The organism is candidate division KSB1 bacterium, from assembly GCA_022566355.1.
In the GTDB taxonomy this organism is placed as follows: Bacteria; Zhuqueibacterota; JdFR-76; order JdFR-76; family DREG01; genus JADFJB01.
Genome location: JADFJB010000100.1, coordinates 1 through 17,554 on the forward strand (window position 1 = coordinate 1; position 17,554 = coordinate 17,554).

Annotated in this window: 12 protein-coding genes; 2 read left to right on the plus strand and 10 right to left on the minus strand. The window is 39.3% G+C overall.

Translation table 11 applies throughout. The features are described 5' to 3' along the window. Positions 1 to 368 precede the first annotated feature (368 nt). Positions 369 to 1,622, plus strand: a complete 1,254-nt coding sequence (gene ltrA / locus IIC38_15415; GenBank protein MCH8127324.1) for a group II intron reverse transcriptase/maturase — start codon at positions 369 to 371, stop codon at positions 1,620 to 1,622. Here ltrA and IIC38_15420 read toward each other — a convergent pair. The 10 genes from IIC38_15420 to IIC38_15465 all read right to left on the minus strand — a co-directional run bounded on the left by IIC38_15420 (position 1,619) and on the right by IIC38_15465 (position 15,101). After that, entirely contained in the window at positions 1,619 to 2,518 is a 900-nt protein-coding gene (locus IIC38_15420) for an HNH endonuclease (GenBank protein MCH8127325.1), read from the minus strand. The two genes, ltrA and IIC38_15420, sit on opposite strands and share 4 nt — an antisense overlap. Before the next feature lie 339 nt (positions 2,519 to 2,857). Beyond that, complete coding sequence (locus IIC38_15425) at positions 2,858 to 3,595, minus strand: hypothetical protein (protein MCH8127326.1); 738 nt, start codon at positions 3,593 to 3,595, stop codon at positions 2,858 to 2,860. Between the two features lie 205 nt (positions 3,596 to 3,800). Continuing rightward, complete coding sequence (locus IIC38_15430; protein ID MCH8127327.1) at positions 3,801 to 5,348, minus strand: TolC family protein; 1,548 nt, start codon at positions 5,346 to 5,348, stop codon at positions 3,801 to 3,803. A gap of 26 nt (positions 5,349 to 5,374) precedes the next feature. Further along, complete coding sequence (locus IIC38_15435; GenBank protein ID MCH8127328.1) at positions 5,375 to 6,067, minus strand: hypothetical protein; 693 nt, start codon at positions 6,065 to 6,067, stop codon at positions 5,375 to 5,377. A 170-nt stretch (positions 6,068 to 6,237) separates the two neighbouring features. Next, a complete protein-coding gene (locus IIC38_15440) occupies positions 6,238 to 7,476 on the minus strand; it encodes an ABC transporter permease (protein ID MCH8127329.1) in 1,239 nt (412 codons plus the stop codon). Next, entirely contained in the window at positions 7,473 to 8,663 is a 1,191-nt protein-coding gene (locus tag IIC38_15445) for an efflux RND transporter periplasmic adaptor subunit (protein MCH8127330.1), read from the minus strand. The genes IIC38_15440 and IIC38_15445 overlap by 4 nt, the downstream gene beginning before the upstream one ends. 8 nt (positions 8,664 to 8,671) lie before the next feature. Continuing rightward, entirely contained in the window at positions 8,672 to 9,910 is a 1,239-nt protein-coding gene (locus IIC38_15450) for an efflux RND transporter periplasmic adaptor subunit (protein MCH8127331.1), read from the minus strand. A gap of 13 nt (positions 9,911 to 9,923) precedes the next feature. Then, positions 9,924 to 11,231 carry an efflux RND transporter periplasmic adaptor subunit gene (locus tag IIC38_15455; GenBank protein MCH8127332.1) on the minus strand — a complete coding sequence of 436 codons (1,308 nt, stop codon included), beginning with the start codon at positions 11,229 to 11,231 and terminating at the stop codon, positions 9,924 to 9,926. 417 nt (positions 11,232 to 11,648) lie between these two features. Beyond that, positions 11,649 to 14,405, minus strand: coding sequence for a carboxypeptidase-like regulatory domain-containing protein (locus IIC38_15460; protein ID MCH8127333.1), 2,757 nt, complete (start codon positions 14,403 to 14,405; stop codon positions 11,649 to 11,651). Positions 14,406 to 14,903: 498 nt separating this feature from the next. Further along, entirely contained in the window at positions 14,904 to 15,101 is a 198-nt protein-coding gene (locus IIC38_15465; protein ID MCH8127334.1) for a cysteine transferase, read from the minus strand. A 557-nt stretch (positions 15,102 to 15,658) separates the two neighbouring features. Between IIC38_15465 and IIC38_15470 the strand changes: the two genes are divergently transcribed. Then, on the plus strand, positions 15,659 to 17,554 hold a 1,896-nt coding region (locus IIC38_15470; protein ID MCH8127335.1), incomplete at its 3' end, for an ABC transporter permease.

Below are 17,554 nucleotides of genomic sequence, written 5' to 3' on the forward strand. Positions count from 1 at the left end.
TGTTTGGCAGGCAATGTAGACGGTCACGGTAATCCCGGACTGGTTAACCCGGGTAACCAATAACCTGGCTTGCATGATAGCTATCGTCATGGAAGAGTCCATTACAAGAGACACAAAACAACGATAGTAAACCACACACTGTCCACATAGCGTTCCGTAAGGAAACTTACGGGATAATCAAGCAGAAGTCAGCAGAGACCATAGTAGCCGAATGCTCAACGTAATGGTTGAGATATGGTGAAGGGTTGAACATCGTGAGTCAAGGAGTAGCTTCGTTAGTCCTCGTTTACAATGCAGATTCCCGATCGGGATTAGTTGTGAGACGGCGCATTAGCGATTGCAAACCTTGAACAAGAAGGAGTAAGTGTATGTTGGAACTAATTCTCAATCGAGCCAACCTACTTCGTGCCTGGAAACGCGTGCGTGCCAACTGCGGCGCTGCCGGAGTCGACGGTGTAATCATCGAAGACTTTCCGGCATGGCTTCGGGCTCACTGGTGTGAAGTCAAAGCGTCACTGTTGGACGATAATTATCGTCCAGCACCGGTTAAGCGGCACGACATTCCCAAGCGTAGTGGCGGCAAACGTCCGTTGGGTATCCCGACGGTACTTGACCGTGTGATTCAACAGGCGATATTGCAGGCGCTACAACCACTATTTGACCCGGATTTTTCTGAGTCGAGTTATGGTTTTCGCCCTGGTCGATCCGCCCATGACGCGGTTAAACGTGTCCGAGAGATATTGGACAGCGGCTACATGTGGGTGGTGGACATCGACCTGTCAAAGTTTTTTGATAGAGTCAATCATGACGTTCTCATGGCCCGTGTAGCACGCAAGGTGAGAGACAAGCGCGTTTTACGCATAATTGGCCGCTACCTCAGAGCAGGAGTCGAAGTGGACGGCAAAATTGAGCCGACCACAGAAGGCGTTCCGCAGGGTGGGCCGCTTTCGCCTTTGCTTGCCAATATCGTGTTGGACGATTTTGACAAAGAACTGGAACAGCGTGGTCACCGTTTTGTGCGTTATGCCGATGACTTTCTTATTTTCGTCAGAAGCAAGCGTTCAGCCGTTCGTGTTGGCCGCAACGTCATCCGGTTTCTCAAGCGTCGGCTGAAACTGGAAATTAATCGCCAGAAGAGCCGCATCGTTCGAGGCGAGAACTGCGAGTACCTGGGGTTTATTTTCCCGGGTAAACGCATCGTCTGGTCGTCCGAGTCGCTTGCGAATTTTAAGTATAACATCCGCCGCCTGACAGCCCGAAGCTGGGGTATCTCCATGGAGGCTCGGTTTCAGAAGCTGTCAAGCTACATTCGCGGCTGGATGAATTATTATGCTTTGTCAAGGTACTACCGTCCACTTCCGGAGTTGGATGAGTGGATTCGTCGTCGTGTTCGGATGTGCTATATGAAACAGTGGCGCAGAACTCGTACTCGGATTCGTAATCTTCTCAGTCTCGGAGCATCCAAATCGCAAGCAATTCCAGTGGGCTTGAGTAGTAAAGGCCCCTGGCGACTTGCTCGGACGTATGCGACCCAATTGGGTATGAATAACGCCTGGCTCAAAGATCAAGGATTAGTTTCGGTTCGCGAACTCTGGATTGCGTTTCACTATCCGAATGGTTAGTGAATCCTTCGATGAACCGCCCGGTCCCGGCTAGCCGGGATGCCGGGTGGTGTGGGGAGGGCGGGAGTGAAACCCGCCCTTACCCGATTAGGCAAATATTCACTCCATTCATGAATTTCGTAATGCCTTAAAATATACTGAGCTAAAGGCCAATGGTCTTTATTCTTTGGCAACATCATTTTCTTTAAATGAAGATTGACGGTTAACAGTTTGTCATATTCAGAATACGGTCCTTCATCCATATCAGGGTCATAGAATACGATTCTGTAGTCATCTGTAATTGTTATCATGCCTTGGTCAAACAGACTGTGATGAAAGCTGTTTAATAATATCCCGTTTCGAATATCCATCCGTTCGGATTTTGACGATTTAGACCAAGGAATGATATGTGCTGCTTGCAATCCAGAAACAAATGAAAGTTTGGTGAATGCACATTTATTCTTATACGTTTTTAGCAAAGCATCACGAAACATTGATTGGGCTATACCCCTTGTTTTAACTTTAACATAAACATCTTCTGACTCTTCTGGTTTTTGTATCAGAGTAGTTATAAGTTGATCGTATCGTTCTCCGTCACTGGCATATGAGAACGGATTATCTATTAAATCCCAATTATACTCGACGACCTTATTGAAACCCTCATCATAATTGTCTACGTCCCACGCTATAAAGCCACCTCCTGGTTTTCCAGATTGGTTTACAATAAGGATTGTCAAAGGTGGTAGCTTTTCCTCTAAACAGTAATCTTGTATAAGTCCAAGGACATATCTAACAGTTCGATGATGGATGCCGATAGCATCTCCAAGTGCTTTATACGCTATCGTTTTACCTTTCTTAGCCTGTCCAATCAAAATTGGCCACGCCAGATATGCTCTTTCAGCTTGATTTACTGCCATTTTTTTGTCCTTGCCTAACAAGTAATTCTAAAGAACTGTAGATCATCTCATTTGACATGATATACGGAATGAACACATCCGCCTAACATAAGTATGAATGAGTCCCTCGTAATATTTATAGGTTACAAATAAACTCGTTCATCCAAATCATTAATAACAGCTATTAATATCATAATAACAAATACTTAAATACATTTATTGTATTTTCTTTTTCCAGTATAAGCGACTGATCTAAACCGGTTCGGGCTAATATTATTTTAACGATTCCACAGGGTGCGAACACCTCTACTACCCTGATCAGAATTGAATACCAATAATTTATTCCATTAGCCCCAATTATTATCGTACTGTAGTTATTTCAAAACTACCGCCGGTTCGTTTAAGAGGCATGTTTAAATATTCCCGGCCAAGAGCTTTTACCGTATCACCAAGGTTAAGAAGTAATTCGGAAGGGATATCGTCCCGATTAACAAACAAATAAGGAATAATCTCATAATCGCCGGCAGGAAGATCGATTGTCGCTAAAGTAAAACTTAAACTTCTTGTAATTTGAGAATCTTTAATTTCAATAATTGAGGATGATAACACATTGGGATAAGCTTTAAAAATTATAATTTGATTGGTAGAATCGCAACAAGCTAGTATCACTCCAAGCGTACGGGGAACAGAAAAGGGAAATTCAACATCTACAGGATTATTTGCCACAAGTGATACTTCAACATCAATAAAACCGGTATAATCGGTTGATACAGAATCCGGGATAACTTTAGTATGGATTCTAAGATTCCGTTGCAAAGTAACCGGCGTTAATTCGCCGATATCATTCAAATCACCGGATAAAAAAACAAATTCACTGTTTCTTATAACAATATTTGAGCTGGCTAATTCGTAATTGGCAATATAATAATAAATTTTAAAAATACCACTGATGCCATTCGTGCCACCCTGGGCCTGCTTTGGAGGAATACTCAGTTCAAAATTTCCCGATGAATCCACTCGTGTACTGGAATCAAATCCCTCTAACCAGATAAATGTCCCCTCTGGATCCGCACCATCCTTTAAGGCTAGGAACTTCAATTTCAGAATTTTCAGAGATTGGGCTGCTAGTGCAACCTGAAACGATGGCCAGTATTATTTAGTAAAAGCTGAATTTGAATTGATTTTGTATTTTCGGTTGAGCCATGGGTATTAGCACTAAAAAAATAAATTTATTATTGAATCATATGAATCTTCTTAAGTAAAATCGAATATATCAAATTCGTGGCTAAAAAAGACTCCTTTTCTATTCAATGCCAATTATACTTTGATTTTTTTCGAAATCGAACATCGTCTTGCGCTTCAAATCAGCCAGTGACAATTTGTAATCGATATAAGCATTTAGATAAGAAAACTTCGACTGAGTGAGTCTATTTCTGTCCAATGCGAGTTCCTGAACTGTTATATCGCCATTGTTAAATCTTTCAATGGATATATCGAAAGCTTTTTGAGCTACTTCCTGGTTTTTAATCAAAACTTCCAATCGATTCTCTGCTTCATTCAGCTTCCCTACAACTTCACGCACCTCTCGTGTGATGGTTTTATGTTGCTCATCAAGCCCTAATGCCACGGTGGACAAATTAGCATCTGCCGCCGCCACCTCGGCTGAATTTACACCCCAGTCCCAGATTGGCATTGAAAGTGTAAATACAACACCACGATTATTGGGCCGTCTCCTCATATCTTCAAAACTTGAATCAAATAATGTACCTGGCGCGGAGCCATACGGAAGAGAGGGATCGCTAATTCCGGTAATATCATAAAACGCCTCAATATCACCGCGTATTTCACTCCTGGCGTCCGCTTCTTTAACGGCGAGTTTGGCCAGTTCAACATCTATTTTTGATTCACGAATTTCAGATCGGTTTGCCAGCGCCATAGTGATTGCTTTATCCAGATCTACAGTGATTTTTGAAAAATCAAAATCGGTTTGTACGCCGATATTGTCGGAAAATTTCAAACCGATTAACTGTTTAAAAACATCCTCGCTTCTTGCCAGATTACCCTGGGCTTCGACTAAAGCATTCTTGCTTTCAGCCAAATCGACTTCCATTTGTAAAGCCTCTACCTCTGGAATTAAACCTGCTTCATATTTTTTGCTGGCGAGATCGTATAGTTCCTGTTGCTGGTTTGCATCATCATTTGCGATTTGTTCTAGTCGAGTTGCTTGATATAAATTGAAGAACGCTTGTGTCACTAAATATACGATATCTAATTCGCTTCTCTTATAACGAAGGGCGGTGCGTTCGTAGTTTAGATTGGCATTATTTAATCCTAATTTTAATCGATTAATTGTAAAAAGCGGTTGCTGGAAACGAAGGCTCAATGATGTATAAACTTCCTTGCGCTTTATATCCTGGGTTAAATCGGCGGTGAATGTAGAAACATCCCTGTGATAGACAAATCCACGCAGTGTGAATATCCCATCGGTAGGCAACGGCTGGTTTATATCAAAGATACCCTGGAAACGAAGTCGGCTGGTTGTATTAAAAACCGGCAAAGCGTTCTGGACCTGGATTTCACTGACCGATTCACTCCAACTTGGCATATCAAATCGTATATCGGCATTGGTTTTAAATCTACCTTTGGCTGCATGGAGATTCTCTTCGGCTTGCACCAAACTTAACCGCAATGTCTTCATCCGGTAGCTTTTTTCCAGCGAAATTGCAATAGCGTCTTTTAATGTGAGGAGTTTCTTCTCTTGGGCTGTTGAATAACTTACAAGGAGGAAAAGCAAGATAGATATGATAAACAGAATTCGGAATATTTTAAACTGATGGTTCATTGTAATCATGCATTCCTCCATAATTTTGGGTTTGTCTATTGAAAATTTCTTTTTCGAAATTCAATCAAGTCTTGAATGGTTTTTGCTTCACTAATATGATTTCTAACTAAACGATGGAAAACAATATCCCCTCCATGAGACTTATAAAATGCTAAACGTTTTAAAATATTTAATTTTTTTTCATTTGATTTTTCCTGCTCAAGACGTAACAGATCTTTTCTATATTCGAATTCTGCTACGGAATTCAAAGACTGAATTAACTCCCATACTGGTTGTCGATTTGCCTTATAATCATCTAATAATTTTTTATAAAGTTTGTGATATGTTTTGTTAAAATCTTGATAAGAGAATATTGAAGAAGATGTCGTAACCGGATAATCCCCAAAATTGTTTGGATAGATATGTCCTAAAGTAAAAATAGAAGCTTCCAATTGAATATTACCATGCCCTGCTTCATTTATAAAATTATCCAATTCCTTCCCAATAACACGTACTTCGGTACCAGTTTTATAAGGAGACTTGACTTTCTCTTCAGAATATGGTACTCGTTCACAAGAATTACCCATAAAGTAAAGATAAACTTCAAAATACCTTTTTGGCTTGTTTGGTGTGAAAATCTCATCTTTTAATTCGACCAACAGACCATATGCTTCATTACTATTTTTTCTACCGTCATATGACCAAAAATTTATAGTTTTAGGACCAATAATCTTAGTAACACGGGCCAAGGAAAATATATTCAGTTTTATCAAAATTAATAGGAAGCACATAGTGGGGGGAACATGCGATAATTTTACTATACGAATTAAACAAAGTAATCAAAATTGTAAAAATAATTACTGATGATTTTTTCAATGGGTCTCTCATGAAAAATATTATTGTTTGCGGAACATCTGGATTATTCATGCCTTAACGCCTCGATGGGATTCAGGTTTGCGGCGCGTTTAGCCGGAAATGTACCAAATATGATACCCACCGCACCAGACACACCAAATGCCAGGATTACAGATAGGGGTGTAATGATGGTGGTAAATTCTGCCAGGCTGTCTATTATTAGCGACATTACAAATCCAAGTGTAATTCCAATAATACCTCCAGCTAAACATAGGCCTACGGCTTCCACCAAAAACTGTATAAGGATTTCATTTTTTTTAGCGCCAATGGATCGTCGAATACCGATCTCGCTGGTGCGCTCTAGAACCGAGGCCAGCATAATGTTCATAACGCCAATGCCTCCAACCAGAAGTGAAATCGCCGCTATCGAACCTAGTACAACATTATAAATGCGGGTTTCCTTTTCTTCTTGCTTTAGGAGTTCGTATGGAATGATGATATCAAAATCTTCATTTTTATGATGACGGCGGTTTAAAATCCGGCTTATTATTGCGGCGCTTTCCACTAACTTTTCCGATTCATGAACCTTTACCGTCAGCTGATCGATTTGGCTGGCAAGTTGCTTTTCCTTGCTAAACCGCCGCAGAAATGTAGAAAGAGGAATATAGACATCTTGATTTAAATTCCGTGAGGCTAGCTCGCCAATTGTTTCGGTGAACAAGGATTTGGGGGCCATCGTCCCAACAACTTCGAACCACTGATCATCCAATTTAATTTTCTTACCCACCGGGAATTGAACCGGAAATAGTTTTTTGGCAACTTCAGCGCCAAGGACGCATACGCGAAGTTCCCGTTTATGATGATCGTTAGATAAAAATGTTCCATGCTGCGTTTCATAATTCAACAGATATTTGAACACATCCGTTACACCCACAACCGTAGTTTTTGTGGATTTGTCTTCATATTTCGCCTCGGAATCAAACTCGGCCTGGGGGGCAACCTGCTCAATAGTTGGAATGATTTTTTTAATGGCTTCAGCGTCTTTCAGAGAAAGACCGCGAGAGAATTTTGCCCGAACTTCTTCTAATTCTTTATCGCTTAAATCTTTATCCCGTACGATGATATTATTAACACCCAATTCCTTATATTTTTTTAAGGCTTCCCGTTTGGCGCCTTCTCCAATAGAAAGCATGGCGATGACGGCTCCAACGCCAAAGATGATACCTAGCATCGTTAAGATAGATCGCAACCTGTGGACTTTTAAACCTTCTAAACCAATAAATAAACTTTCTTTGGTAATCATTGTACCACCCTATCAGAATTAAAAATGGTATCACCGGTTTTTAAGTCTCCATAAACAACGACTGAATTGTTATTGCGAGGGCCGATGGTAACTTTGACCTCTTTTTTACCAGATCCATCTTTTACGAATACAAAATACTCGCCTCCGTTTTCGTAAATGCACGAGTTGTTAACAAACAATGCATCCTCCATCTCCGCCACTAAAATTTCACAACTTACTGTCATCCCCGGTCTTAGAATCCGTGCAGATTGATTGAGCAGAACCGTTACATCAAATATTTTGACTTTTGAATCCTTGTCTTTTTCATGGCAAATTTTGCTGATTGAACTAATCGATCCATCGAAGATAGTCTTCGGAAACGCATCTAACCTGACAGTAACTTTCTGTCCCAGTTTAATTTTTTCAATATCGGTCTCACTCACAGAAGTAAGCACTTTCATTTTACGTAAATCAGGAAGTCCGATGATTGGCTCGCCAGGAAATAATTGATCTCCTATTGCGACCTTCTCACCCCTTCTTTTTTTGCGATAGACAATCATACCGTCTGCCGGTGCACGCAAAATATATCGATCAATGGTTCTTATTGCTTTTTGGATTTCGGATTTGGTTTTTTCAATTTTCAATTTTTGAATTAACAGTTCTTCTTTTTGGATTCTATATGTATGTTCTAAAGTCCTCTTAGCCTTTTGATATGAGATTTCGACTATTTTTAATTTTAGTTTGTTCATCTCTATTTTTGTTTGCGATTCAAACCGGACTCTTTGAGTATCAATTCGAGCCTGGCGAAGTTCTGCTCGGGAAGATTGAATATCCGCGTCCAGTTTTTTTAATTGAGATACATGCCGCACTGCTAATTTCCTGAAATCAGCCCGCCCAATTTCCAGATCTGCTCTTTTTTGTCCGAGGACTCGTACGACACCCGAGGAATCAAGTTGTCCGACAAATTGGCCTTTCTTGACGAGTGTACCCTCTTTTTCGAGAGCGGTAATTTGTGGCCTGCCATATGACCAATCGAATATTGGCATGGGGATTACCGTCGAATTCAGGGCCTGAAGTTCACCGGTCTCAGTTAAAAATTCTTTGAATTCACCACTTTCAACTCGATAATTGTGATCGTTAATGATGCTGCAGCTACTGAACAACAAATAAGCAATAATGCAAATCAGGTTTTTAGTTTTTTGTTTCATGATTTTATTCAATTCGAATTTGATTCTTTTGCATAGTTCGTAGTTTGATTTAAAAATGGATTCATCAATGCGATTTGGTCCCCCTCTTTTAGTCCACCGGCGATAACCACATAGTCATCATTCTCAGGTCCGATGGTGATAGAGTGGGGTTCAAAATCGTTTCCATTTTTCAAATAAACAATATTCCCTCCAGCAACATTGAATAATGCTTCGAGGGGAATGAATAAAGTATCCGGAATTTGATTTAAGATAATTTCACAACTGACAGTCATGCCTGGCATTAATTTTTCGTTACTTTCATCTAACAGAATTGTTATGTCAAAAACTTTTACTTTTGAGTCTTTCTCTTTATTTCGCGCCAATGCAGCAATATCCGATACTTTTCCGTGAAATACAGTTTCCGGAAAAGCGTCCAGTCTAATATTGGATTTCTGCATGGTATCAATTTTCGCTATATCCACTTCATTAATTTGCACTATCGCCTGCATTGCACTCAAGTCAGGTAATCCAATCATGGGCCAACCCGGCCAAACCTGGTCGTCAACCTGGTATTTAGATCGGGTCATCATGCTTTTTTCAATGACAGCGATACCGGGAGATGGGGCAGAGACGCTTAGTTTTTCAAAGGTGGCTTTAGCTTCCTCCATTTTGGTTTGTACCTGGGAAACTCTTAAGTTTTGCTTGCTAATTTCTTCACGATTAATACTTTTTTGGCTTTCTATTTCCAATTTCGCTTTTTCCAATGCTATACCCGCTTTTTCTAATTCAAGCTCGATTTCCTTCCTCCTGATGTCTGATTCAAATGTTGCTTTTTCTAAATTCAATTGTGAAATTCTATGTTGAAGAGAGGTTTTTTCAAAGTCTGCCTGCAAGCCTTCGATTTGTGAAGCTTGCGTGGCATGTGTTTTTCTTAATTCAGCTTCTGCAATTTCTAATTCAGCTTTTGCATCGTCAATACCTTTCGCAACTTCGGCTTTATCAAATTCGATTAATAATTCACCTGCTTCAACTTGTTTACCATCCTCAATAATTTTTGTGATTTTTAATCCTCCAAAACGCCATGAAATACTGGGTGCTGTAATTCTTTGTGAATTCACTGCCATCAATTCACCGGTTTCAGTTATACTATCTATGAAATCTCCCCGAACCACCGTATATGACTCCAGGGATGCACCGGTATTTGATTGACAGGATCCAACCATAAAACACAGCGAAATCAACTGCAATGCCTGGTATTTTCTTTTCATTTTTTGAACCTACTTAATTTAAATTATCCATTAAAGTTGAACTCGAGTCGGTTACACTTGTATATGGCTTTAATTCATCCGGCCATTTAACCTGGGAATTATTTGGCTGGCGCAGGGCACACAAATCGCCGATACTTAAATCACCTTTGATAATAACAAAATCCTCATCTTGTTGCGACACAGCGATTGGACATGGGTGAAACGATCCCTTTTTGAATACATAAACGATTTTCACGCTATCCTTTTCAAAAAGGCATTCTTTTGGAAGGAATATTGCTCCTGGTATTTTTTCAATTTGGATCCGGCAAGTTGCACTCAGTCCGGGCACAAGTTTTTGAAATGTGCTATCGATCGTTACAATCACATCCACCTTTTTCACCTTCGAGCCTCGTTTGATTGGCTTCGCCATTCTTCCGACTCTCGAAACTTTACCCGTTAAAATTAAATCTCCCAGTACAGGTACGAAGACAGTTGCATTTTGTCCAACCTTTACCTTCTGAGCATCATTTTCACTGATTTTCAAATTTACCTGCAGGGATGACATATCTGGTATTTTTACTACCGGCATATTTGGGTAAATAGCATCCCCTTCCTGGACTTTATTCCCGGTAATCCAACTTCGTTCGTACACCACGAGACCATCAACCGGAGCCTTTAAATCCAAGAGATCTAATTGAGATTTGGATCGCTGCAGTTTGCTTTGCGCCTGTTTGATCTTCAATAGCATGTGAGCAAGTTCTTCTATTTTTATCTTTTCTAATGCCTTGATCTTGTCTCTACTTACTTTGGCTTCCAGCTCGATTTTTTTAATTTCCAACTTTTTAATTTCCCTGGTTGTTGGCGCTTCAAATTTCAATTTATCCAGGTGGAGTTTTGAGGTTTTAAGTGAAGCCAGGGCTATTTTCAGTTGAGATTCCTGCAAAAGACGCTTTAAGGTTAACTCCGCTTCTTTTTTGTGAGCATCTGCTTTGGCAATTTCAACCTCATCCAAGGCATTTCTATAATCACTCTCTATCGTCTCAGCTTCCAGTTGAACGACAATATCGCCTTTCAAAACAGCTGTTCCCTCTGGAATTAAATAAGATATTTTGGGTTGAGCCCGCACACGAGGAACGACCAACATATGTGACTTCACCGCTTCCAGCTCTCCATCTCCATCAACTGTAATGACAAAATCCATTTGTGAAACCGGATAAGTGATTTGTGAATGATTTTGTTCTGAGGAAGTGCAGGCAATAGTGAGTATGGCGGGAAGAATCAAAGATCTTAGGAAACTAAAACAGAAAATATTGAAAAGGCTCTTAATGGATGATTTCATCATCTCTCTTTTCCCCGACGGTATGAATGGATAAATTTAAGTTTTTGTAAATTAACATCTGTTAATCATTTAACCTGCACTATTCATGAATTATAGTATTAAGCTTGAAGTTTCAAAAGTGTCATCCCGTTCACGACGGGATGACAGTGATAAGGTTCGTGAATTATCCAGGTTAATCAATCAAAATGTCTAAAGCAGCCAACAATTGAAAAATCCATCTCAAAACATTGTAGTATACGGATAAACTGTTGATTTAGAAAGCCCTTTTAAATGACATTCACAGAATAAGAAGAATTTTTTGGGTTAATCAAATTGTGGTCGTTTTGAGAACTAGTATAATGCCGATTGGTTCCAATTTAAAAAATTATTCGAGATATTGTATTCATACCAATTTGGATTAAGCCAACGAATACTTTGCCTCTATTTTAACAGAAATGCGATCTTACTTGTCTTCTTCTTATTTGCGTTGATATCAGTAACCTTAACGATTAAATCATAAAGTCCTTGCGCTAACTGGCCAAAATCCAATTGCACCCAAAAAACTTCATTGATATTAGCACCCTCACGGACATCTGTAATTGAGATGGAGCCTTTATCTTGCTTGAAAGGATTTAAACTTGATACCAGGGCAAGAACTCCTTTTTTCTTTTTGGGTTGAACCGAATGCTCGACCTGGTAATGAGTTTTTCCATCCGGGCCTTTTACCAGATTATAAATTTCAAAATACACAAAAATTGGTTTTATTCGTTTCAGGGTAGAAAAGGGGTACATTTCGATTTCAAGGTCATTGCGAACTATTGAGGAAGTTAATTTCAAATTCTGTGTTGAAGAAGTGGCAGTGATAGGCTTAATATTTTTGGCGAAAATCACACTGCTTAATTGAAACTCTCCATCACCAAATGGAGGTACTTTCACGGAAATATCCTTAATCCCTCGTTGCTTTCTTTCAGGATTATTAACATCGATAAGAACATAATACTGGTTGATTTCATTTGGGATCTGTATTGCCGTAATGAACTCATTATGTTCATCAAAATCTTGTTCTTCAACTGATAAATTGTCCTCTCGAGAAGAGATATCTATCAGGGCAGGATTACGAATAACCGTGCGTAGTGATAAGTTTGATCTGTTTTCTTTTTTGGAGCGCTTTATCTTATTCCCCTTAAACCCATAAGCCAAAGCCAGCTCATGTTCGGTTTCGTTGTTCCGAAAAATGGCAGACTTCACGATAAAATCAAGATTTGATATGCTGTCAAATATTTTACTGGTACTGACAGGCAGGTTTGCCTGGTTTCCGTATTGTTCTTGCGTTAACTCTTTTAATTCAGATTCCATTATCCGGAGCACTCCTTCATAATTAATGTCCTCTTGTTGCGAAAGGTCTAGAAATCTATTATATGCAATGGCATATTTAAAACTAATATTAGCCCGATTACTTAAAATGTTACCAAGTGCGGCAAATTTAAATTTAGGAGTAACGACTACAATGCTCTCGCCAACTCTATAAGACAAATCATAACCAAGTCCTTTGTCTACAAAATCATAGATGATTTGACCGGCGCCTGTTTCATAAACCCAGGTTTCTGTCGATTTACCACCTGATGGCAAATCCAAAGATCTATTATCAGGTGCGCCATATTTTACATGAATTTTCCCCCTGTCATCATAACCAATGGTTGTAAATGAATTATAAAACGTTCGAGCTAATTTTAAACGGTAATAATGTTCGTTCAATCTTTCGTTAATTTTGTCGCCATACGTCGTATCACGAATCAACCAGAATTGCCGGAGGTAATCGGCTTTTTCTTTGTTTGTCTTAAGCCGCTGCCACTTTTCTCTTTCGGTTTCATCGATTATGTCCCAAATGTCTGTGTGAAGTCTATCGATGATTTTCTCATGATCACTATCCTTAAAGGACAACTCGTCGAGTGCATTATAGACCAGACCCCCGGTAAGTTTTTCATAAGATCGTGATTGAAGCATATTCTCCAGGGAATCGATTGCTGAAGTAGATACCAGGTTTGATGTTACGCTTGATCCAGGTATACTTGATCCAGGTATATAATCTGTCGGCAACAAATCGCCAACCCGTTTCCAGGCCCAATAGCCGTGTTTTTTCAGGACATTGCGATAAAGCAAGTTGCCCCTGGTATCAACACTAACCGATGGATCGAGCAATTCAATCCACGAGATTTGGGCAATACTGCTCATGTTTGAAACGTCCCGAACGGAGAGGGTGCGCAGATAATCGGCTTCTGCTTGTTCCTTGCCGTACTCAACTTGTAGACAGCCCTGGAAATTGAGGGTTTTTTCAAACGGTTGGAAACCCGGTTCGATGTGAATAGTTGCTTTGGCGCCAACCTTAGGTATCTTCTTACCTACAGTTTCTCTGCTTGGACATTCGGACAAAGCAAAAAAAGAAAAGCCTTCATCTGTCGATTTTTCGGACAACACAGATGCCAAAAAATGACGCATGGAACCTGCATAAGCTTGCAAACGATTGGATTGCCATCTTAATCGTTCCTTTTCATTTTCCGGCTCCAGTTCTGAAAAACGCGTTTCTCCCGAATAATTCAATTCGGTTTCGCTAGCTACAAAATATTCCAAACTGAATTCGATTTCAAAACCCAGGGCTTTGTTGATAAGGATAATTGGCATTTGCGCTTTTGCCGTGAAAGCTCTTCGCGATCCTTTGGTGAAATCGATAATTTCAGGATTCCGGATCTCACATTCTCTGGCAAAATTTGAGTTACCTAAAAAGAGATATTTAAACTTTTTAAGGTCTTTTTTCCACTGTGATGCATTGTAAGCGATGATTTCTACAGCCTCAAATTCAAAGGTTTTCAGCTTGAGATTAAAATCACGAGCAGTGGTTTCCCCGGCTAAAACATTGATTGTTGTTTTTTTGGTTTCATAACCCATCATAGATGCGACCAGGGTATACTTGCCCGGCAGAACTTTAGAAATGATATATTCACCGGATTTATTCGATGCGTCGCCTTTTGTGGTATTGCTTAAAAAGACGCTGACATTTTCAATGGGCGCTCTGGATTTATTGTCATGAACGAAGCCAGTGACCGATCCGTATTGCTGTTTTTCCTGGGCGTTCAAGTTCGTGATAAATAGGAAAGAAAAACTGAGGAATAATAATAGTATGCGAAATTTTAATGAAGACATAGCGAATCCCCATCTGTTATGGATGATTGCTTTTATTAAGCTCTATTTAACTTAAATGAATGAAAAATGTTTCTCATTTTCACTTTAAATTAACTTTTAATTAAAACTTTAGGTCCTTCCGGTTTTAAGTAGCCCTCTCTGCCTATATTAATGAGACAAAAAGTTGCTTTTAATTTAAGCTAGAATCATCAGAAACAGAAGGAAGCCGTAGGCTGACTGGAGATTCTGATGATAAATACCCCTTTTCGAAATGTTCCAAGTTTAAAAAGTGTCCTAAATTATATTCAAATATATCCATATTCTGACTTCAAAAATAATTTTCAAATGTTTTTTGCTAATTGGTCATAATGACCCCAATTTTCCCAAGGTTATTATTAACCTGATTAATCAAGCTGACTGGAAATTATATAATTGAGCGAGGAATGTCAAGAAAAAATAGAAGAAAAATGGGTAATGGTGAATTGTGAATTATTAATAATTCATGTCAGCCTTTATTTCTTATCGATATAAATCACCATGGAGATATTTTAATCCTGAATCTATAACAACGGTTACAATTCTTTTTCCTGCTCCAATAATTTTTGCCCTTTGAATAGCTGCCCACACATTTGCTCCGGATGTAGTTCCGCCAAATATACCTTCCAATCTTGCCAGTTTTCTTGCAGTTTCAGTTGCATCTTCATCGGATACGGACATTATTTCATCGGCCAAATTTCGGGGATAGTTTCCTCGATTTAGTTCTGCAATTGTTTCTAAAGAAATAAAAATATCAAAATTACGACTTTCTTCTTCCCACCATTTTCTAGTAATATCGCAAGGAAATTTTAATGCAACTCATCAAAATAATAGCTTGGAATTGTTGTATCTATGTAAACTGATTTTTTCACTTCGAGCCTTTAAAAATTGTTCAGAAATTCTATCGTATTTAATTTATTATGAAAGCTTTCAAAAATAAAGAAATACTTTCAGTAAATGGCAGAAAAATAGTGGTAAAATGGTGGATGATTAGTATCACATGCCACAATAACTTCTACTATTCTTAACTACCTTAGGAAAACTCTTCATAGTTTAGCCTGTCCGTTACCGTGCAATTAATGTAACACCAGCGGATACTAATTTTTAATAAAAATTGTGTCCCCTGTTCAAAAGAAAATGGCATAATAGTTGAACCTTTTCTCAACTAAGTAGCTCGGTGATTATTGTTCATTGTTAGATTTGCCTCAATGATTTTTCATCGCTAATCGGAGAAAAAAATGTTCAAACATTATTGTATAATAGCCTTTCGTAATCTGTACAAAAACAAAACCTATTCGATTATCAATGTATTCGGACTCGCCATCGGTATAGCTTGCTCCATCCTGGTTTTTTTGTATGTCCAGGATGAGCTGAGTTATGATTCCTTCCACAATAATGCCGATCGAATATTTCGTGTGAACCTGGTGAGTAAAGCTCCGTCCGGGAAAGTTAAATATATGGCTGGGCAACCCTTGCCTTTAGCAAGAACATTGATGGCAACTTTCCCTGAGATAGAACATGTAACCCGATTTATAGAGGGAACTGCCGTCGTACGATCTTCAACGCATGATCCTAGCAAAGAGAAGGTTCTTTTTACCGACAGTGATGTTTTTCATATTTTTTCATTCCCATTATTGCAGGGCAGTACAGAAACAGCATTGGCAGAGAAGAATGATATTGTGATCAGTGAGGCCATGGCTCAGAGGTTTTTTGGCGATGAGGTACCCTTGGGCAGAATCCTTACTCTAAACTTTGGCAGCAGTATACAGGATTTCATCGTCTCCGGTGTTGCCAGTAAGATTCCGGCAAACTCCAGTATCCAATTCGATTTTCTAATACGTTTTGAGCATTCACCCAATTTTAATAAACTGTCTACCTCCTGGAATGCTTGGTCGGCTATAACCTATATTAAAATTGCCGATTCAGCTCGCCAAATTGATCTTCAGGACAAATTAAAGTTATTTACCAAAAATAACTATGTAGATATGATTCGAACCTGGCAAATCCTGGGTTGGATTAATGAAGACGAAGACGCATTAAAGTTACAGCTTCAACCTTTACAGTCTGTTCACCTTGATCCTACTGTAGAAGGAGGATTATTAACTGCAAGCAGTCCGGTTTATGCCTATATTTTAACCGGTATCGGGTTCATTGTTCTACTCATAGCTTGTATCAACTTTACAACTCTATCAATAGGACGGGCAGAAAGCCGAACTATGGAGGTCGGTTTACGAAAGACCTTGGGTGCCATAAAAACACAACTCATGAGGCAATTTTGGGGCGAAGCGCTACTCTTCAGTCTTCTTGCACTTTTGACCGGCATTATGTTAGTCGAGGTTTTTTTGCCTGTTTTCAATACACTTGCAAACAAGTCTTTATCCATCGATTACCTTAGTGGATGGCAAACACCTGTCGTGTTTCTAGCCCTGGTTTTATTTACAAGCATGACTGCGGGTGGCTATCCTGCTCTTTTCCTTTCCCAATATAAACCTGTTGATTCTTTAAAAAACAGAAACTTATTTCGTGGAAGATTCAATTTAAACCGCAGCTTGATCGTTGTACAATTTACCCTGTCTGTGTTGTTAATCATCTGTACAATGGTAATGTCAGATCAAATAAGTTGGCTTAAATCCCGCAATCCAGGCTTTGACAAAGAACAGGTTGTCGTTATCCCGACGAATACTAAAGATCAGGCCGGTGAAAAGCTTTTGCGTCTTTACAAAGAAGAGCTAAAGGGGCAGAAGAACATAATCGCTATTACCGGTAATTCTGATGGGTTTAACAAAGAACCTGGTTGGGTTTCCTATGGCAGCCAGGATGGAACGAACTGGAAAGTGAATGTCATGAGAGTCGATGAAGATTTTGTAAAGACTTTTGATATGGAAATTCTACAAGGGAGAGACTTTTCAAAAGAGATTGTCTCAGATGCGACGAGTGCAATTGTTGTTAATGAAGCGCTTGTTAAAGAGTTTGATTGGCAGAATCCGGTTGGCCAGGTATTTAAGAACTTCAATTTGCTCAACCTGAAAGAACCTGAAATAATTGGAGTCATAAAGGATTTTAATTATGCCTCTTTGCATGAAAATGTCAAACCGCTAGCCATGGTTCTTGAACCTGATGAGGCGATTAAATAT